The following is an 18,138-nucleotide window of genomic DNA, read 5'->3' as shown; positions in this document are numbered from 1 at the left end:
AGGAGTTTTCCCATGACCGACCGCATCACCTACGCCCGCGCGACTCACGGTGAGGAAGAGATTCAGGCAGTCGTCGACGTGCTGCGCAGTGGCCATCAGGGCCTGCGTATCGGCAAGAACGTCGCCGAGATGGAGCGCCGCATCGCGGAACTCAGCGGTAAGAAGTTCGGCGTGATGGTGAACTCGGGCTCTTCGGCCCTGTATGTCGCCGTCGAACTGCTGGACCTGGCCAAGGGCAGCGAGATCATCACCTCACCCCTGACGTTCTCCACTGATATTGCGCCCATCGTTCGCGCCGGTATGGTCCCGGTCTTCGTGGACGTGGAGCCGAACACGGTCAATATCGACGTCAGCAAGATCGAGGCGATGATCACCGAGAAGACCGGTGCCATTCTGTTGCCGAACCTCGCCGGCAACTGCCCCGACTGGGACGCGATCCGCGAGATCGCCGATCGCCACGGCCTCAAAATCGTCGAGGATTGCTGCGACGCCATCGGCCCGACGCTCCGCGGCACCCCCACCGGCGCCCGCGCCGACATCAGTGTCACCAGCTTCTCGATGGCGCACATCATCACGTGCGCCGGCACCGGCGGCATGGTCCTGGTCGACGACGAGGCAAGCCGCGACAAGGCGCTGCTTCTGCGTCGTTGGGGCCGGCGCAGCGAGCCGAACCTGTTCGGCAGCGGCAAGGATATCGGCCGCGTCTTCCGCGAGCAGCTCGACGGTGTCGACTACGACAACGACTTCATTTTCGACGCCGTCATGCCGTGGAATTTCGAGCCCTCCGAGCTGGGTGCCGCGTACGGTGTCGTGCAGCTGGACAAGCTCGCCGACAACTACAAGACCCGCAAGGCAACCTGGGCCGCCTACACCGAGGCCTATAGCGCGTTCCCGAAGTTCTTCACCACGCCCGTCGAGCTCGAAGGCCTGGACACCGCGTGGCTCTGCTATCCGGTGATGATCAACGCCGACGCACCCTTCACCCGCAGCCAGATGCAGGAGGCCATCGAGGGCGACGGCATCGACACCCGCACCGTCTGGAGCGGCAACATCACTCGACACCCGATGATGAACAACGTCGAGTTCCGTCAGCCCCCAGAGGGCTTGCCGGTGGCCGACGAGGTCTTCGCCCGCGGCATGACCTTGGGTATGAGCCACGGGCTCACCGATGAAGAGGTAGTCCGCATCGGTCAGAGCATCCACCGCTTCGCCTCGAAGTTCGAGTAAATGATGGGCAAGCGATTCGAGGGACGACGCGCGGTCGTCACCGGTTCCAGCCGAGGCATCGGCGCGGGCGTCGCGGAGCGGCTTGTCGCCGAGGGTGCCGACGTGGTTCTCATCGCGCGCACTCTCGGTCCGGGCGGGCGCCTGCCCGGCAGCTTGGAGGAGACCGCAGATCGGCTGCGCCGATACGGCCGCAGGGTCGAGATGATCGTCGTCGACCTGACCGACCCCGAGGAACGCTCGCAGGTGATCGCGAAGGCGGCCGAGTTGCTCGGCGGCCCGATCGACATTCTGGTCAACAACGCGGCAGCTGCGATCTACCAGCCGCTCGCGGACTACCCGCTGCGGCGGCGCCAACTCACGTTCGAAGCGAACGTGCACGCTCCGCTCGACCTTATGCAGGCTGCGATCCCGTCGATGGTCGAGGCCGGCGAGGGCTGGATCGTCAACGTCTCGAGCGCAACGGCCCGCCACCGTGAGGGTCCGCCGTTCGACCTGGTTCCCCCTGGCACTTCGATGGCGGTCTACGGCGCATCCAAAGCCGCCCTGAACCGGATCACGCACGGCATGGGCGCGGAGCTCTACGGCACGGGCGTGCGGGTCAATACCGTCGAGCCGCGTGCAGCCGTTCTCAGCGAGGGCGCCACCGCGTTGGTCGGTGCCACTGTCCGTCCGGACCAGATCGAAGCCATCGAGGAGATGGTCGAGGGCGTTCTCGCGCTCTGCGACTGCGCCGCCGACGTGACGGGGCGAGTGTGCGTGAGCCTGGACTTGATCGACCAGTGGAACCTGACCACCCGCGGCCTGGACGGTAAGTCCTGGAACAACCCCGGACGAAACGTCTCGGATGAGCCTCGACGGAACGTCTTGGGCAAAATTGAGGAGCTGTCATGACACCGGTGATCGTCGACCTTGCCAGGACCCCGTTCGGCAAGCGCAACGGTTGGATGTCCACGATCCACTCTGCCGAGCTACTCGGCTTGGCGCAGCGCGGAGTGCTCGAGCGCACCGGGATCGATCCGGAGATCGTCGAGGAGGTCATCGGCGGTTGCGTTACCCCCCTGGGTGAGCAATACGGCAACATCGCCCGCACCTCATGGCTGCACGCCGGTCTACCCCCGCATACCGGCGCGACCACAATCGACGCCCAGTGCAGCACTGCGCAGCGCGCTGTGCAGCTACTAGCTGGTCAAATTGCTGCCGGCGCAACAGATGTGGGCGTCGCCTGCGGCGTAGAGCTGATGACCCGTGCACCGCTGACCGCGAAGGTCGGCACGGGCCTGGGCACGCCGCGGCCCGAATCCTGGTCGGTCGAGTATCCCGACCAGTACACGGGCGCGGACCGCATAGCCCGCAACCGCGGGTTCACACGCGAGGATCTCGACGCGTTCGGTCTGCGCTCGCAGCAGCTCGCGAAGGCGGCATGGGACGCGGGTCGGATCGATGCGCAGATCATCCCCGTCACGGTTCCGAGTCTCGAGCCGGGCCAGAAGCCGGTCCGCGTCACCCGCGACCAAGGTCTGCGCGATTCCACCCTGGAGGGGCTGGCACGGCTGCAACCCGTCCTCGATGGTGGCTTGCACACGGCGGGCAGTTCCTCGCAGATCTCCGACGGTGCCAGCGCTGCCCTGTTGATGTCCGCTGCCCGCGCTCGCGACCTCGGTGTGAAACCCAGGGCACGGATCGTTGCCCAGTGCATCATCGGAGGTGATCTGGAGTACCTACTCGACGGCCCGATCGACGCAGGCCGCAAAGTGCTCGCGCGCAGTGGCATGACCATCGCCGACATCGACCTGTTCGAAATCAACGAGGCCTTCGCGTCGGTCCCGATGTCCTTCGCCCAGGTACACGGTGTCAGCGAGGACCGGCTGAACGTCAACGGGGGCGCGATCGCCGTCGGTCACCCGGCCGGTGCGACTGGCATCCGACTGCTCGCGACGGCACTCGACGAGCTCGAGCGCCGCGACGCATCCACAGCGTTGGTGGCCATCTGCGCCTCCGCGTCGACCACCGCGCTCATTCTCGAGCGGATCTGAGGGGCATATCGTGGCACTAGCACTCGAAGAGGAACATCGGCACCTCGCCGACTCGGTGGCGGCTTTCGGCGTCCGCGCCGACGCCATCGCGCACGGTCGAGCGAACACCGCCGGCCTTGCGGCCGGAGACCGGCCGGACACGTGGGATCAGCTGGTACAGCAGCGCCTTCATGCCATCCACTTACCCGAGCAGAGCGGCGGGGACGGGGCCGGGATCACCGAGTTGGCCGTCGTCGTCGAGCAGCTGGGCAAAGCCCTGTATCCAGGGCCGTTCCTGCCGACCGTGATCACGAGCGCCATTCTCGCCTGCGCCTTCGATCCCGCGGAGGACTCGGAACCTTCGGTTGGGTTGCTCGAGGAGTTTGCGGACGGCGCAACGGGCGCGACCGCCTTCGGCTCTGGATTGACTGCTGAGCGCACCGCTGCCGGCTGGCTCGTGCACGGTGCGTCCGAGCCCATCCTGGGCCTGCCCGGTGCGACAATCGTGCTGGTCCGCGCGCTCGACTCCGACGGTTCGTCGGTGTGGTTCCGGCTGGTGTCGGGCGAGACTGCCAAAGTCACCGCCGAGGAAGGCGTCGACCTGACCCGTGCCATCGGGGTGCTCACGCTCGACGGGCACGAGGTTGCGCAGGCCGACGTGCTGGGTGACATCACTGATGCGGATGCAGAATGGTTGCGTAACACCCTGTTCGCTGCAGAGGCGAGTGGTATCGCGTCCTGGACGCTTTCTACAGCCGTCGACTATGTGAAAACCCGTGAGCAGTTCGGCCGGGCCATCGGGACTTTCCAGGCCGTCCAGCACAAGTCCGCGATGATGCTGGTGCGGGCTGAGGTGGCGTGTGCTGCGGCTTGGGATGCCGCTCGTGCACAGGAGCATGGTGCCGACCAGCGGGCGCTCGTATCCGCGCAGGCGGTGGTCGCCGCGCTAGCGGCCGGCATCGACAACTGCCTCGAATGTGTGACGCTTCTGGGTGGGGTCGGCTTCACCTGGGAGCACGATGTGCACCTGTATTGGCGTCGCGCGATCAGCCTGGCCACCCTCGCCGGTTCCGATCAGATGTGGGCCAAGCGACTCGGCGAACTCGCGATCACCACGACCCGGGACTTCTCCTTCATCGGTACGCACACCTTGCCTGCGCTCCGGGCAGAGGTAGCGGCGGTGCTAGACCAGCTCGACGCGCTGCCCGACGACGCTGTGCGCAGCGAGGGCTGGGCCCCGGAGCGTGGCGGCAGTCGTCGCGCTCTACTCGCGGACGCGGGTCTGGTGGCGCCTCACTATCCGAAGCCGTTCGGTCTCGGCGCGGGCCCGGAACAGCAGGCCGTCATCGCGCAGGAATTCGCGGTGCGCGGGCTGAAACAGCCGACAACCGTGATCGGTGAGTGGGTCTTGCCCACGATCCTCGAGTACGGCAGCGCTGAGCAGCAGCAGAGGTTCGTTCACTCGACGCTGCGTGGCGAGATCGTTTGGTGCCAGCTGTTTTCCGAGCCCGGCGCGGGCTCGGACCTTGCGGGGCTGTCCACCGCGGCCCGCAAAGTCGACGGCGGCTGGATTCTCTCGGGCCAGAAGGTATGGAATTCGATGGCTCACGAGGCCGACTGGGGCGTGTGCCTGGCGCGGACGGATCCAGATGCGCCCAAGCACAAGGGCATTTCGTACTTCCTGGTGGACATGCGCAGCACCGGTGTCGATGTGCGTCCACTTCGGCAGGCCACCGGGTTCTCCGAGTTCAACGAGGTATTCCTCGACGAAGTTTTCGTGCCCGACGAGTGCCTGGTCTCCGAACCGGGCAAGGGTTGGCGCCTTGCGGTGACGACACTCTCGAACGAACGCCTCAGCATGGGCGGAGCCCTGGACCATGGCTCGAGCAACCGCTTCCGCGATGTCCTGGCGAAGGGCGCGCACAGTTGCTCCCGTGAGGACGCCGTACGTGCCCTCGGTTACAGCACGAGCCGCGAGCTCGCGCTCTCTGCGCTCAATCTGCGCGGTGTGTTGGCTCGGCTTTCCGGCCAGAGTCCGGGGGCGGAGATCAGCGTCGCCAAGGTCTACAACGCACTCGCCCAGCGCGAGGGCTCGCGGGACCTGCTGCGACTGCTGGGACCACAGGCTGCGGTCTTGGATCCGGACGCCGACCACGTGATCGACCACATCGGCCTTCCGGCAGTCCTCTTCGGTGGCGGCACCGTGGAGATCCAGCTCAACGTGATCTCACAACGTGTTCTGGGTTTGCCACGCTGACGACCCACCGTTCTCGAACCCCATGAAAACTCCGTAGAAATTCCTGAACAGGAGACACCTACATGTACCTGGACTTGTCCGACAACTCGAAGGCCCTCCGCGCGGAGCTTCGCGCGTACTTCGCCGAAAACATCAACGAACAGGACCGCCGCGACCTGGTCACACAGACCGAGGGCGGACCCACCTTCGATCGCATTCTGCGCAAGATGGGTGCCGACGGCTGGCTCGGCCTCGGCTGGCCCGAGGAGTTCGGCGGCCGGGGCGAGGACCCCGAGGCGCTCTACGTCTTCTACGACGAGGTCGTGCGCGCGAACGCCCCGCTGTCGCTGGTCACGCTGAACACGGTCGGCCCCGCGCTGATCAAGAACGGCACCCAGCAGCAGAAGGACTTCTTCCTGCCGCCGATCCTGGCGGGCGAGCTCATCTTCGCGATCGGCTACACCGAGCCCAACGCGGGCACCGACCTCGCGGCTCTGGAGACCCGGGCGCGCGTCGAGGGCGACGAGCTGGTCATCAACGGCAACAAGATCTACACCAGTGCCGGAGTGTTCGCCGACTGGGTGTGGCTGGCCGTGCGAACCGACCCCGACGCGCCCCGACACAAGGGAATCTCCGTGGTGCTCGTCCCCACCAGCGCACCCGGGTTCTCGGTCACCGAGATCCACACCGTCGGCGGCATCAGCACTTCTGCCACCTACTACGAGGACGTGCGAGTTCCGCTGTCCAACGTGGTGGGCGAGCTGAACCAGGGTTGGGGCCTGATCACCAACCAGCTCAACCACGAGCGGGTGGCGCTGGCCGCGCGCGGCGGCATCGCCAACGAAATGTTCGCCGAGGTGCTCGAGTGGGCTAAGGCCGAGCCCGCCGGCGAGGGCGTCGTCTTCGATATCTCGTGGGTGCGCGACAAGATGGCCGAGGTGTACGCGCTGCTCAGCGCCGCGGATCTAATGAATCTGCGCCTCGTCGCGGACGTAGCCTCCAACACCCTGGGCGGCGGCGACTCCGCGGCCGCCAAGGTCTTCGGTACCGAGGGCGTCGTGAGCGCCTACGGCATGCTGCAGGAGGTCCTCGGCGCCAAGGGCCTGCTGCGCCCCGGTACCCCGGGCGCGGCCCTCGAGGGCCGCGTCGAGCAGCTCGGCCGGCGTGCGCAGAACAACACCTTCGGCGGCGGCACCAACGAGGTCATGCGGGAGATCGTCGCGGGCAAGACCCTCGGTATGACGATGGGCGCACGTCGCAGCCCTGACGCCGCCAAGACCGACGCCACCAAGACGACAACGGGAGCGAAGTAACATGGAATTCGAATTCAATGAGGATTTGTCCGACGTCCGCGGCCTGGCAGACCAGATCTTCTCCGCCCAGTCCGATGTGACGCACCTGCGGACGGTGGAGCAGAGCGGCGGCCACGACGCCAAGTTGTGGAAGAGCCTTGCGGACTCCGACCTACTTGGCATCGCGTTACCCGAAGAACCTGGCGGCGCTGGCCTGGGCATGCTCGGGCTGATGGCCGTGCTGGAGCAGCAGGGTCGCCGCGTAGCGTCCGTGCCCCTCTGGTCTTCGATCGCAGGCGCGGCGCTGCCCATTGCCGAGTTCGGCAGCCCCGAGCAGATCTCGGCCTGGCTGCCGGGTCTGATCAACGGCTCACACATCGTGACCGGCGCGCTCGAGACCGGTTTCGGATACGACGTCCCCGTGCGCGCCGAGGCCGATGGTGACGGCTGGCGCCTGCACGGTGAGATCGCGTCCGTGCCCGCCGCCGACGTGGCCGCCGCCCTGCTGGCGCCGGTCCGACTACCCGACGGCGGCGTCGCCGTCGTGCTGGTGCGCACCGACGCCGACGGCCTGGCCCGCACCCCGCTCAGCGTCACCAACTACGAGAGCAGCGCAGCGGTGAGCTTCGACGGCGTCTCCGTGGCCGCCGGCGACGTCCTTCCCGGCGACGGCGCGCAGATCCTGGCGTGGACGGTCCGGCGTGCACGGGTCGCACTCGCGTCGATCGCCATTGGTGTGTGCTCGGAGGCGCTCGCGCAAACCGCGGCCTACACCTCGCAGCGAATTCAGTTCGGTCGTCCGCTCTCGACGAACCAGGCCGTCGCCGTACGCGCCGCTGATGCTTATCTCGACTCCGAGAGCATCCGGCTCACGACCCAGCGCGCCGCCTGGCTGATGGACCTCGGCAAGGAGGACGAGGCGGAGGCCGCGGCCCTGGTCGCGAAGTACTGGGCCTCGAAGGGCGGCCTGCGCGCCGTCCACGCCACCCAGCACCTGCATGGCGGCATGGGCGCGGACATCGACTACCCGATCCACCGCTACTTCCTGTGGGGCCGGCAGATCGCGTTCACTTTGGGCAGCGCCGGCTCGATCGGCGCCGAGCTGGGCGATGCGCTCGAGAGGGGCGCATCGATCGGCTCGCCTGAGTGAACAGGCCCGCGAACCTCGCGGCCCAGAAAATTTGTTGGGTCCTGGTGCCGCCCCATCCCTGGCGGCGAGAGCCACAATCATCTTGGAGAATGCACGTTGGAAACATTCACCGAAATCGTCCGGCTGCGCGCCGAGGACGACAAGGTCGGGCTCCGGTTCGACGACCAGTCCTGGACATGGCGCCAGGTCGTCCAGGAAGGCGCCGACCGCGCAGCAGCCCTCGTGGGACTCGTCTCGCCCGCGCCGGCTGACCGCCAAATCCACATCGGCGTGCTCCTGGAGAACGTGCCGGACTTCGTCTTCTGGCTCACCGCGGGGCCGCTCGCCGGCGCGGCCGTCGTCGGCATCAACGCCAGCCGCAGCGGGCCCGAGTTGGCGCACGATATCCAGCACGCCGACGTCGACATCATCATCACCGAGGACAAGCTCGCACACCTGGTGGAGGGCACCGGCCACGGCGTACCGCCGGAGCTGGTCCTCAATGTCGACCAGCCGTCCTACCTGGAGACGCTGGCCCCGTACCGGGGCGCAGGCCTGCCCGAATCCATCACGACGCCGGATCAGCTGGCATTGCTCCTGTTCAGCTCAGGTTCGACCGGCGCACCCAAAGCTGTCATCGTCGGACAGGGCAGACTGGGCCGTCTGGCCGAGGTACTCGTCGACCGGGTGTCGATGCGCAGGGATTCGGTCACCTACTTGTGCATGCCGCTTTTCCACGGCAACGCCGTGATGATGAACCTCGCGGTCGCCATGCGAGTCGGCGCGACGGTGGGCATGACCAGAAAGTTCTCCGCCAGCAGGTTCGCCGACGATATCCACCGCTTCGGGGCGACCTACGTCAACTACGTCGGTCGGGCACTGTCCTATGTCCTCAGCCAACCGGAGAATCCCCGCGACCGGACGGGCACCCTCGAGCTTGCCTTCGGCACCGAGGCCTCGGAAGCTGATGTCGCACGCTTCACCGAGCGGTTCGGTTGCGAGGTCATGGAGGGCTACGGGCTCAGCGAAGGAGTGTTCCGCCTTGGTCGCACCCCCGATTCCCCGGCCTACTCTTTGGGTAGGCCTCAAGGCGACCTCGACATCCGGGTGCTCGATGAGCAGACCGGGGAGGAGTGCCCGCGAGCGGAGTTCGACACGAGCGGCCGGCTCACCAATCCCGGGGCGGTAGGCCAGATGGTCGCCGTTGGCCTTGCCCACAGGTTCGAGGGCTACTACAAAAACCCCGAGGCAATGAGCGACCGCGTCCGAGGCGAGGATTTCTGGTCCGGCGACCTGGGCTACCGAGACGCGGCGGGGTACTTCTACTTCGCCGGACGGTCCTCGGATTGGCTACGGGTCGATAGCGAGAACTTCTCCGCAGCACCAGTGGAGCGAGTTCTCCAGCGCGTCCCCGGCGTTGCTGCGGCACCCGTATTCGCGGTGCCCGACCCCAGCACGGGCGATCAAGTGATGTGCGCAGTGGAGATGGCCGCGGGCGAGCAGTTCGATGCCGCGGACTTCGGAGCGTTTATCGCTGAGCAGCCGGATATGGGTGCCAAGTGGTGGCCCACCTATGTGCGGGTGATCGACCAGATCCCGTTGACCGGCAGCGGCAAGGTCAACAAGGCACCGCTTCGTAGTGCCGCGTGGAACACCCCCGACCCCGTCTATATCCGGGTCGGCAAGACCAGCTCCTACGGCAAACTCGATGACGTTCAGCGGGCAGCGATCGAGGCCGATTTCCTCAGCCACGGCCGCGCCGGACTCTTGCCTGCCCACCTACCCGAAGCCGCACCAGCAACGAACTGACACAGTCCTAGTTCAGAGGGTTCATTGTCGGACCACTCCGGCCTCGACAAGCGAACCCGACAAACAGCACTGGGCGCCCAGTGGCCTCGAATCGTTGAAAATCCAAGGAGACTGATGAAGGTTCTAATTATCGGTGGTACCGGCATGATCGGCACCGCCACCGCCACATACCTGCGCGAGCAGGGCAACGACGTGACAGTTGCCGCCCGCACTGCGCCGGCGCCGGGCACGGTCGCCAACGAGTTCCCCGTCCTGCTCGGCGACTACAGCGAGGGAGGCTTCAACGCCTCGGACCTGGCCCCGTTCGAGGGAATCGTCTTCGCCGCGGGCAACGACATCCGACACATCCCCGCCGACGCCGACCGGGCCGAGTTCTGGGAGAAGATGCAGATCGGTGGCGTGCCGCGGTTCGCCGCGCTGGCCAAGGAGGCGGGCGTCCCGAACTTCGTCCAACTCGGAAGCTACTACCACCAGGTCCTGCCGGAGCTAGTCGAGACCGACGACTACGTCCGCGCCCGCGCGCTGGCCGATGAGCGCGCTCGAGCCCTCGGCGACGACCAGTTCACCGTCTCCACCCTCAACGCGCCCAACATCCTCGGCGTCACCCCCGGCCCCTCGATGGCCCGCATCGGCCGATTCCTCGACTGGGCCGACGGCAACAAGCCCGAGATCCCGAACTTCACCCCCGCGGGCGGCACCAACTACATGTCGGTGCGCTCGCTCGCCGAGGCGGTCGGAGGTGCGCTGCGCAACGCCGAGACCGGCACGGCGTACCTGCTGGGCGACGCGAACCTCGCCTTCCGCGAGTACTTCCAGATGATCTTCGACGCGGCGGGCAGCACCATCACGCTCGTCGCGCGCGACGAAGAGCACCCGATGCTGCCCGACGCGTTCATCGTGCAGGGCCGCGGCAACGTCATCTCCTACGAGACCGACCCCGCGCAGACGGCCGCGCTCGGTTACACCCAGGGCGACGCGCCCCGCGCGATCGCAGAAATGGTCGCCCAGACCCGCGCCGGCCTGGCATGACCGATACCGACGCGCTGCTCGGGCCGCTGCTCATCGGCAAGTTGGCCATCGTCACCGGTGGGGCACAAGGAATCGGGGCCGCAATCAGCCGGCTGTTCGCCGCGCACGGGGCTGCGGTGGTGGTCGTCGACAACGATGTGGCGGCCGCAGCATTGGCCCGCGAGGTGCCCGCCATCACGGCCGTCATCGCGGACGCCACCGACCCGGCCGTGGCGCTCGATCTCGCCGCGCATCAGCCGGACATCCTCGTCAACAACGTCGGCCACTTCCTGCGGCCCCCGACCACCTTCGTCGAGGCCGACCCCAGCGAGTGGGTCCAGCTCGGAGAGATCAATCTTGGCCACGCCATGCGCGCTACGCACGCGGTTCTGCCGGGCATGATCGAGCGTGAACGAGGCGGGTCCATCATCAACCTGACCACCGTCGAAGCACACCGCGGCATCCCCGGCCACACCGTGTACTCCACCTACAAGGCGGCGCTGCGGCACTTCACCCGCAGCCTCGCCTTGGAGGTAGGACCTCATGGCATCCGGGTCAACAACATTGCGCCCGACCTGATCGAAACCCCGCAGGTGCCCTACACGAGGTTGGTCGCCGAAGAGGATCGGCACCGCTGGCCCCGGTGGGCCCCACTGGGCGGCCCGGGTACCCCGCAGGACGTAGCGGGGCCGGCGCTGTTTCTGGCCTCGGAGATGTCCCGGTACGTCACCGGCACCACCTTGCACGTAGATGGAGGCAGCGATGCCGCTGGTGGCTGGTTCGCGCGGCCGAACGGGACATGGACCAATCGACCCCTGAACCCCTGAACCCCTGAACCCGGAGCTGGTTCCGTCGACGGCAGCGTCGGGAGCCATTCGACGACTCGCTCGGGGGCCATGATGTCCAGACCACCTCGCTCGGCGCCCTCGCCGAAGACTGCGGCCGTCATCTCGGTGCGAGCGCGCGGGCAAATGGCGTTCGCCGTCACCCCGTAGCGCGATAGCCCACGGGCGGTCGACAGCGTCAACGCACTGCCAGGCCCAACGCTTCGGCCCGGCCAAGACCGGACCCCGCCCCGGTAACGATGACGGAGCGGCCCGAAAGATCGATATTCTGCATGCTTTTTCCTATTGCTGGTTGTGGACCATTGGTCGCGTAGCCACTGACTGCGGTGGCTATCGGAAGTGTCGAAGATGAGCTGTGTTCGATCGTCGCCACTCTTGCTGGAGTGGCCGGTCATCGATCCGTGTGAGTGCCTGAATGCAGATGCTCTTCGTAGATTGCGTTTAGCCCTCGGCGACGCATTCTCCTTGGTAATGTAAATCCGCAAGTGGGCAATCAAGCGCTTGCTCAACTTAACTCAGTGATGGACCGCCCCAAACAAGCTGGAGGAGCACGATGCTATTTCCTGGCAAACGACGATTTGGCACCATAGCCATCGCCACGATGGCCAGCGGCCTGTTACTCGTAGGCTGCACGAGTAACGGCGATAACGACGGCTCTGGTTCGACCGACGCCCAGTCCGAGCCCGGGTCTATCGGCATCGTTGGCGACCAAGGCAAGGGCGGCGATCCGGTTGAGGGCGGCACGCTGAGCTTCGCCGGCTACTCACCGGTCTCCACGCTCGATCCCGCCAAGACCCAGCCTGCGGGTTCCACGGGCGGCACCGAGATGGCAGCGGTCTACGACCTACTCGTCCGCTACGACGCAACCACCGAAGGCTTCGAGCCGCAGTTGGCTAAATCACTCGACGCGAACGACGATGCGACGGTCTGGACCCTCAAGCTCCGTGACGGCGTCAAGTTCAGCGACGGCACCCCGCTCGACGCCGAAGCCGTAGTCGCCAGCACTAACCGCTTCAACACCAATCGCGGCGGCAACAGCCAGGCGTTCACCGCCGGCGTCAAGTCCGTCGAGGCCACCGACGCCTCCACCGTGACCTACACGATGAACCAACCGTGGACCGAGTTCCCCTCCATGCTCGCCTTCGGCCACGGCATGGTCGTCGCTCCCAGCTCGGATCAGCCGGACGGCACGTTCAAGCCGATCGGTGCCGGCGCCTACACGATGGAGAGTCTCACCCCCGGTGCCGATCTGGTGCTTCAAGCCCGCGAGGACTACTGGAACGGCAAACCGCACTTGGACACCCTCAAGTTCGTAGCCATCAAGGATGAGCAACCCAAGATCGACGCCCTCAAAAGCGGGGGCATCCAGATGGCGTTCCTCATCAACGACGACGCCGTGGACACTGCCAAGGCCACCCTGCCCGGGTACCTCGAGACCGTCAGCCTCGGCAACTCCGTTGTGCAGATCAACCAGCGCGAGGGCCGTCCCGGTGCCGACGTACGGGTGCGCAAAGCGATGCAAATGACCATCGACCCCACCGTCGTCGACACGCGCGCCAAGAACGGTGAGGGCATGCCCGGCACCGAGATGTTCCAGTCCTGGTCCAAGTGGCACAACGACATCGCCCCTGTGCCGCTCGATACCGACAAGGCTAAGGCACTCGTCGACGAGGCCAAGGCAGACGGCTTCGACGGGAAGATCACGTACTTCACAACCCAGACGCAGTCCGGACAGGCCACCGCTCTTGCCATCCAGGCGATGTTGCAGCCTGTCGGTATCGACGTGAGCATCGAATACGGAGCATCGGTCACCGATGTCGTCAAGCGCCTGTACGTCGACAAAGACTTCGATATTGCCACCGGCTCGTACAGCATCGCTGATCCTGCCCCATTCACGCGTCTGTACAGCGCTTTGAACAGCACGTCGAGCAACAACATCATCGGAGTCAACGACCCGACGATGGACAAAATCCTGAGTGATGTCCAGACAGCGAAGGACGACGATGCGAAGCGCGCAGCGTTGGCCGACCTGCAGACGGAGGTCAATTCCACGGCCCCGTTCCTGCCACTTGCGGCCGGTGTCAGTTTCGTGCCATGGACCGACAACGTCTACGGTGTGGTCCCGTCGCTCGACGCCATCATGTTGCTCGACCAGGCCTGGATCGAGTAGGTCCGCCAGGGGCTGCCCTTCGGTCGATGGAGAGTCGGCTGGACCCGGGGCAGTCCCGTTGGCGCCTGTGGACTAGTCGGCTCGGTGTATAGGCCGCTGCCGCGCTGTCCGCGCACCTTATTTGCCAAGTGAACCCCCTTGCTCTCGAAAGAGCTTGGGGGTTCACTCGATAAAAAGGGTGTTCGCTTACCCCGGCGATAGACTCCGACCGCAGATTGGTCAGCGCCTTTGCTGCGCAAGCCGAACTGCCCCGGCGGTCATATTCAGGGCGCGGCCCGTGTACGGGCCGTCATTCCCACACGACGTGCAAGTCCGACGTGGGATCGATATGTCACGCAGATTGGCTTCGACCGTTGCGGACGTCCTGTGACCGGACCTCCACGTTCTGGTGCCGTTTCGTCGACAAACCACATGGTGTCGAAATGTCCCAGAACTCACATACCTCGGAGCTTGTCGAGGTCGCGTCTCTCGCGTTTGGTCGGCCGGCCTGCACCGCGGTCTCGCCGCGGCTGCGAGGCGAGAACTTCCTTCGGCGGTGGCGGTGGGCTGCGATCGATCATGCATTCCGCCACGACACCGGCACCGACACGTTTGGCAATTGCTCGCGTGACCACGACAATCTTCTCCGCACCGTCGACGCGCAAGCGGATCTCGTCGTCAGGACCGATACGTTGCCCGGCCTTGGCCGGGGTGCCGTTGACGCGGACATGACCGGATCGGCAGGCTGCCGCAGCAGCCGACCGCGTCTTGAACAGCCGGACAGCCCAAACCCAGCTGTCTACCCGCACACTCTGTGTTTCGACCATCGACAACACAACCTACATGTCGAGACCGAGGTCGAGAACCGTCACCGAATGCGTGAGACCCCCGACCGCAAGGAAATCGACACCGGTCTTCGCGTAGTCGTGCGCCACATCCAAGGTGAGTCCACCCGAGGACTCGAGCTTGGTGTGTGGTGAGAGTTTCACACGTCGCTGGACCGCCATCTGGGTCTGCCACAGCGCGAAGTTGTCGAGCAGCACCAATTCGACGCCCTCGGCGAGTACTGCGTCCAGCTGCTCGAGGCTGTCGACCTCGACTTCGCAGTCGATATCGGGCGAGGCAGCGCGAACCGCCCGCAAAGCGGCGACTATCGAGCCCGCAGCGGCCACATGGTTGTCCTTGATCAGCGCAGCGTCACCGAGGCCCATCCGGTGGTTCACTCCTCCCCCGGCGCGGACGGCGTATTTCTGCAGGGCACGAAGACCGGGCAAGGTCTTGCGGCTGTCGCGGATCTTCGCGTCACTGTCGGCGACCTCGGCAACCCATGCCGCGGTGGTGGTGGCGATGCCGGACAGATGGCACATCAAATTGAGCATCGTCCGTTCCGCTGTCAACAGGGAACGCGTCGGCGCTGTCAGGCTCAGAACCGACTGTCCGGCTTCGACTTCGGTTCCGTCTGCAACTCGATCGACGAGCTGGTATGCCCCTTCACCGATGACCTCGTCCAGGACGAGCAGCCCTACGTCGATCCCGGCCACAGTCCCGGCCTGGCGGGCGACTACGGATGCCGACGCGATGGCGTCGGCGGGGACCGTTGCGATGGTGGTCACGTCCGGCCCGTAGCGCAGGTCCTCGTCGAGGGCGGTTCGGATGAGTGCACGCACCTCGTGTGGGTCGAGTCCCTGTTCGGTCAGTGCACTCACTGTCAACTCACTCCTGTCATGGCCGGTGGCCGTATCTTGTTGGAAGACAACACGAATTCGAGTGAACCGTCCTCGGCCTGTCGAATTCGCGTGCTGTGCCGCAGTGCGTCCGAAGGTGCTGGATGGTCTCTACGGGTATGGCACCCACGACTTTCGGGTCGCGCAGCTGCCGCCTTCACCACTGCCGATGCGGTGACCGTCAGTGCTGCATCCTCGATCGAGGCGACTGCATCGGGCGAGCGTGTGGTGTCCGGCCACGCCAGGTCCACAGCCGAGCCCAGCACCGACGCCGTGTGGGCCAGGCCGCTTTCGTCGCGGACCACTCCCACGTGCTCGGTCATCAGAGCTTGTAGTTCTCGCCGCGGCACTGTGCGCATCGACGGCAGGGTGGGTTCGGCATCGACGCGGGGGCTGCCTTGTCGTTCCAGGGCTGCAATTCCAGCACGTCTCCCGACGACCAGTCCTTCGAGAAGACTGTTCGACGCCAATCGGTTTGCGCCGTGCAGGCCTGTTCGTGCCACCTCACCGGCAGCGAGAAGACCTGGGACAGTGGTGCGACCCCATACATCGGTGACGATGCCACCGCAGGAGTAGTGCGCCGCGGGGGCGACAGGAATCAGGTCCTCGGCGGGATCGATTCCGGCTGCAAGGCACGAGGCGGTGACGGTAGGAAACCGTCTGGAAAACCCGGGGATCGCGCGTGCGTCGAGTAGAACATGGTCGGTACCGGTGATACGAAGTCGTTCGGCGATAGCTCGCGAGACCACATCGCGTGGAGCCAGGTCCCCGAGCGGATGGACACCGTCCATGAACCGGATGCCATCGAGATCGACAAGGTGTCCGCCCTCGCCGCGTACAGCTTCACTGACCAATGGTCGTCGCCCCTCCGAACCAGGAGCGAACAGCACCGTCGGGTGGAACTGTACGAATTCCAGATCCGACACTTCCGCACCAGCAGCGAGCGCGAGCGCAATTCCGTCGGCAGTCGAGCCGGGCGGGTTGGTACTGCACGAGTACAACTGGCCCACACCACCAGTGGCCACCAGTACGGCAGGGCAATGGATCACGCCCATTCCCTCGGCAGAGGATGCAAGCAGTCCGCTGACCCCGCCTCGCGCAGTGAGCACGGACACGGCAGCGGTGCCGAACAATACAGCTTGCCCCGAGACATCAAGTGCCCGTTGCACTTCAGCGCCGGTCGCATCACCTCCCGCATGAATGATCCGACTTCTCGAGTGTCCGCCTTCGAGTGTCCGCGCCACCGTGCCGTCGGCGCCTCGATCGAAGACCGCACCCAATGCTTCCAATGCCGCGACTGCGTCGGGACCGCCGGAGACGATGGAACGAACCGAAGGCTCGTCACACAGGCCTGCTCCGGCCACGCAGGTATCGGCAACGTGATCGTCGATGGAATCACCGGAGGCGCCCGAACCGGGGACTGCAATCCCGCCCTGGGCGTACTGCGTCGCCGTGTCCGCCGAACCGCCCTTGCTCACGGTGATGACCCGCAATCCCCGCTGACCGGCTGCAATTGCTGCACTGAGGCCCGCGACGCCACCGCCGACCACCACGAGATCGGCCGACGCCTCCCACGTGATCGAGACCGGCGTGGTCCCTCCCCCGAAGGACAGCGTCACTCGCCGCCGCCGGAGTTACCGATCTCGATCATCCGTTGCACCGACTTGCTTGCGATGTGTGCGGTCTCGGGATCCACATGCACTTCGTCCTTACCTTCGACGAGGCAGCGCAGCAATGCAGCCGGGGTGATCATCTTCATGTAACCGCACGATGCTCGATCGTTGACCGCTTGAAAGTCGACGTCCGGTGCTGCGCGCCGCAGTTGATGCAACATGCCGATCTCGGTTGCAACGAGTACCTGCTTGGCGCCGGTGGTTCGCGCGGCGTCGAGCATCCCGCCGGTGGAAAGAATTTTGACCTTGTTCGGCGCGACGAAACCCTCGCCGGCCAAGTAGAGAGCCGATGTGGCACAACCACATTCGGGGTGGACATACAGTTCGGCATCGGGATGCATGCGAGACTTCTCGGCGAGTTCGTCACCGTTGATGCCGGCGTGGACATGGCATTCGCCTGCCCAGATGTGGAGATTCTCTCGACCGGTGATCCTCTTTACATGCGCACCGAGGAACTGGTCCGGCAGGAACAGAATTTCACGACTCGGGTCGATCGATTCGACGACCTCGACGGCATTGGAGGACGTGCAGCAGATATCGGTCAGTGCTTTGATCTCTGCGGTCGTATTGACGTAGGACACGACGACGGCGTGCGGGTAGTCGGACTTCCACTCGCGCAGCTGCTCGGCGGTGATGGAGTCCGCAAGCGAGCAGCCGGCACGCTGATCCGGAATGAGGACGGTCTTGTTCGGGCTCAGAATCTTGGCGGTCTCCGCCATGAAGTGCACACCGCAGAAGACGATCTCGTCTTCCGGAACCTCCGCGGCCAGCCGCGAGAGCGCAAGCGAATCCCCGACGTGATCGGCGATGTCCTGGATGGCGGGAACCTGGTAGTTGTGAGCCAGAATGGTGGCTCCCCGCCGGCGCGCAAGCCGTTTGATCTCGGCCGCCCACTCCTGTGTCGGCTCCACGCCGCCGTATCCTCCCGGTCCGTCGACGATGTCGGACACTCCACCCCAGCTCGATTCCAGCTGCATGGAGCCGCTCGTTGTCGACGCACTGACCATCGCAGCAGTGGCCGTGGAGCCACTGGT

14 protein-coding genes and 1 pseudogene are annotated in these 18,138 nt (G+C 65.6%); 10 read left to right on the top strand and 5 right to left on the bottom strand.

The window, feature by feature from the left end; translation table 11 throughout:
• Positions 1 to 12 precede the first annotated feature (12 nt).
• The 9 genes from H2510_RS11335 to H2510_RS11295 all read left to right on the top strand — a co-directional run bounded on the left by H2510_RS11335 (position 13) and on the right by H2510_RS11295 (position 11,540).
• On the top strand, positions 13 to 1,227 hold the full coding sequence (locus tag H2510_RS11335; protein ID WP_186628397.1) for a DegT/DnrJ/EryC1/StrS aminotransferase family protein: 1,215 nt from the start codon (positions 13 to 15) through the stop codon (positions 1,225 to 1,227).
• On the top strand, positions 1,228 to 2,118 hold the full coding sequence (locus tag H2510_RS11330) for an SDR family NAD(P)-dependent oxidoreductase (RefSeq protein ID WP_315901333.1): 891 nt from the start codon (positions 1,228 to 1,230) through the stop codon (positions 2,116 to 2,118).
• On the top strand, positions 2,115 to 3,260 hold the full coding sequence (locus H2510_RS11325; RefSeq protein ID WP_186628396.1) for a steroid 3-ketoacyl-CoA thiolase: 1,146 nt from the start codon (positions 2,115 to 2,117) through the stop codon (positions 3,258 to 3,260). The genes H2510_RS11330 and H2510_RS11325 overlap by 4 nt, the downstream gene beginning before the upstream one ends.
• A gap of 10 nt (positions 3,261 to 3,270) precedes the next feature.
• Positions 3,271 to 5,496, top strand: a complete 2,226-nt coding sequence (locus tag H2510_RS11320) for an acyl-CoA dehydrogenase (protein WP_186628395.1) — start codon at positions 3,271 to 3,273, stop codon at positions 5,494 to 5,496.
• Between the two features lie 62 nt (positions 5,497 to 5,558).
• Positions 5,559 to 6,788: an acyl-CoA dehydrogenase family protein gene (locus tag H2510_RS11315; protein ID WP_186628394.1), complete on the top strand. Its 1,230-nt coding sequence runs from the start codon at positions 5,559 to 5,561 to the stop codon at positions 6,786 to 6,788.
• Position 6,789: 1 nt separating this feature from the next.
• A complete protein-coding gene (locus tag H2510_RS11310) occupies positions 6,790 to 7,917 on the top strand; it encodes an acyl-CoA dehydrogenase family protein (RefSeq protein ID WP_186628393.1) in 1,128 nt (375 codons plus the stop codon).
• Between the two features lie 96 nt (positions 7,918 to 8,013).
• A complete protein-coding gene (locus tag H2510_RS11305; protein ID WP_186628392.1) occupies positions 8,014 to 9,705 on the top strand; it encodes an AMP-binding protein in 1,692 nt (563 codons plus the stop codon).
• Positions 9,706 to 9,819: 114 nt separating this feature from the next.
• The gene (locus tag H2510_RS11300) at positions 9,820 to 10,734 is read left to right on the top strand and encodes an NAD(P)-dependent oxidoreductase (protein ID WP_186628391.1); all 915 of its coding nucleotides are present in this window, start codon (positions 9,820 to 9,822) and stop codon (positions 10,732 to 10,734) included.
• Positions 10,731 to 11,540, top strand: coding sequence for an SDR family NAD(P)-dependent oxidoreductase (locus tag H2510_RS11295; RefSeq protein ID WP_186628390.1), 810 nt, complete (start codon positions 10,731 to 10,733; stop codon positions 11,538 to 11,540). The genes H2510_RS11300 and H2510_RS11295 overlap by 4 nt, the downstream gene beginning before the upstream one ends.
• 26 nt (positions 11,541 to 11,566) lie before the next feature.
• Here the strand turns inward: H2510_RS11295 and H2510_RS20795 are convergent.
• Positions 11,567 to 11,746 (bottom strand): annotated as a pseudogene (locus H2510_RS20795) (short chain dehydrogenase); the annotation flags it as partial.
• A 413-nt stretch (positions 11,747 to 12,159) separates the two neighbouring features.
• On the opposite strand from H2510_RS20795, the gene H2510_RS11290 reads away from it, so the two are divergent.
• On the top strand, positions 12,160 to 13,728 hold the full coding sequence (locus H2510_RS11290) for an ABC transporter substrate-binding protein (protein WP_261392860.1): 1,569 nt from the start codon (positions 12,160 to 12,162) through the stop codon (positions 13,726 to 13,728).
• A gap of 434 nt (positions 13,729 to 14,162) precedes the next feature.
• Here H2510_RS11290 and H2510_RS11285 read toward each other — a convergent pair whose 3' ends face one another.
• From H2510_RS11285 to nadA, 4 genes are read right to left on the bottom strand one after another with little or no spacing between them, the layout of a single operon-like run.
• Positions 14,163 to 14,534 carry an RNA-binding S4 domain-containing protein gene (locus H2510_RS11285; protein WP_084346750.1) on the bottom strand — a complete coding sequence of 124 codons (372 nt, stop codon included), beginning with the start codon at positions 14,532 to 14,534 and terminating at the stop codon, positions 14,163 to 14,165.
• 12 nt (positions 14,535 to 14,546) lie between these two features.
• Positions 14,547 to 15,413, bottom strand: coding sequence for a carboxylating nicotinate-nucleotide diphosphorylase (gene nadC, locus H2510_RS11280; RefSeq protein ID WP_186628388.1), 867 nt, complete (start codon positions 15,411 to 15,413; stop codon positions 14,547 to 14,549).
• A gap of 2 nt (positions 15,414 to 15,415) precedes the next feature.
• Complete coding sequence (locus H2510_RS11275; protein WP_315901332.1) at positions 15,416 to 17,050, bottom strand: L-aspartate oxidase; 1,635 nt, start codon at positions 17,048 to 17,050, stop codon at positions 15,416 to 15,418.
• Entirely contained in the window at positions 17,047 to 18,081 is a 1,035-nt protein-coding gene (nadA, locus tag H2510_RS11270) for a quinolinate synthase NadA (RefSeq protein WP_186628509.1), read from the bottom strand. The genes H2510_RS11275 and nadA overlap by 4 nt, the downstream gene beginning before the upstream one ends.
• Positions 18,082 to 18,138: the final 57 nt, after the last annotated feature.

This window comes from Rhodococcus sp. BP22, from assembly GCF_014281965.1.
Taxonomy (GTDB): Bacteria; Actinomycetota; Actinomycetes; order Mycobacteriales; family Mycobacteriaceae; genus Rhodococcoides.
The sequence above is the reverse complement of the archived record's forward strand: the minus strand, read 5'-3'. Positions and strand labels throughout refer to the sequence as shown.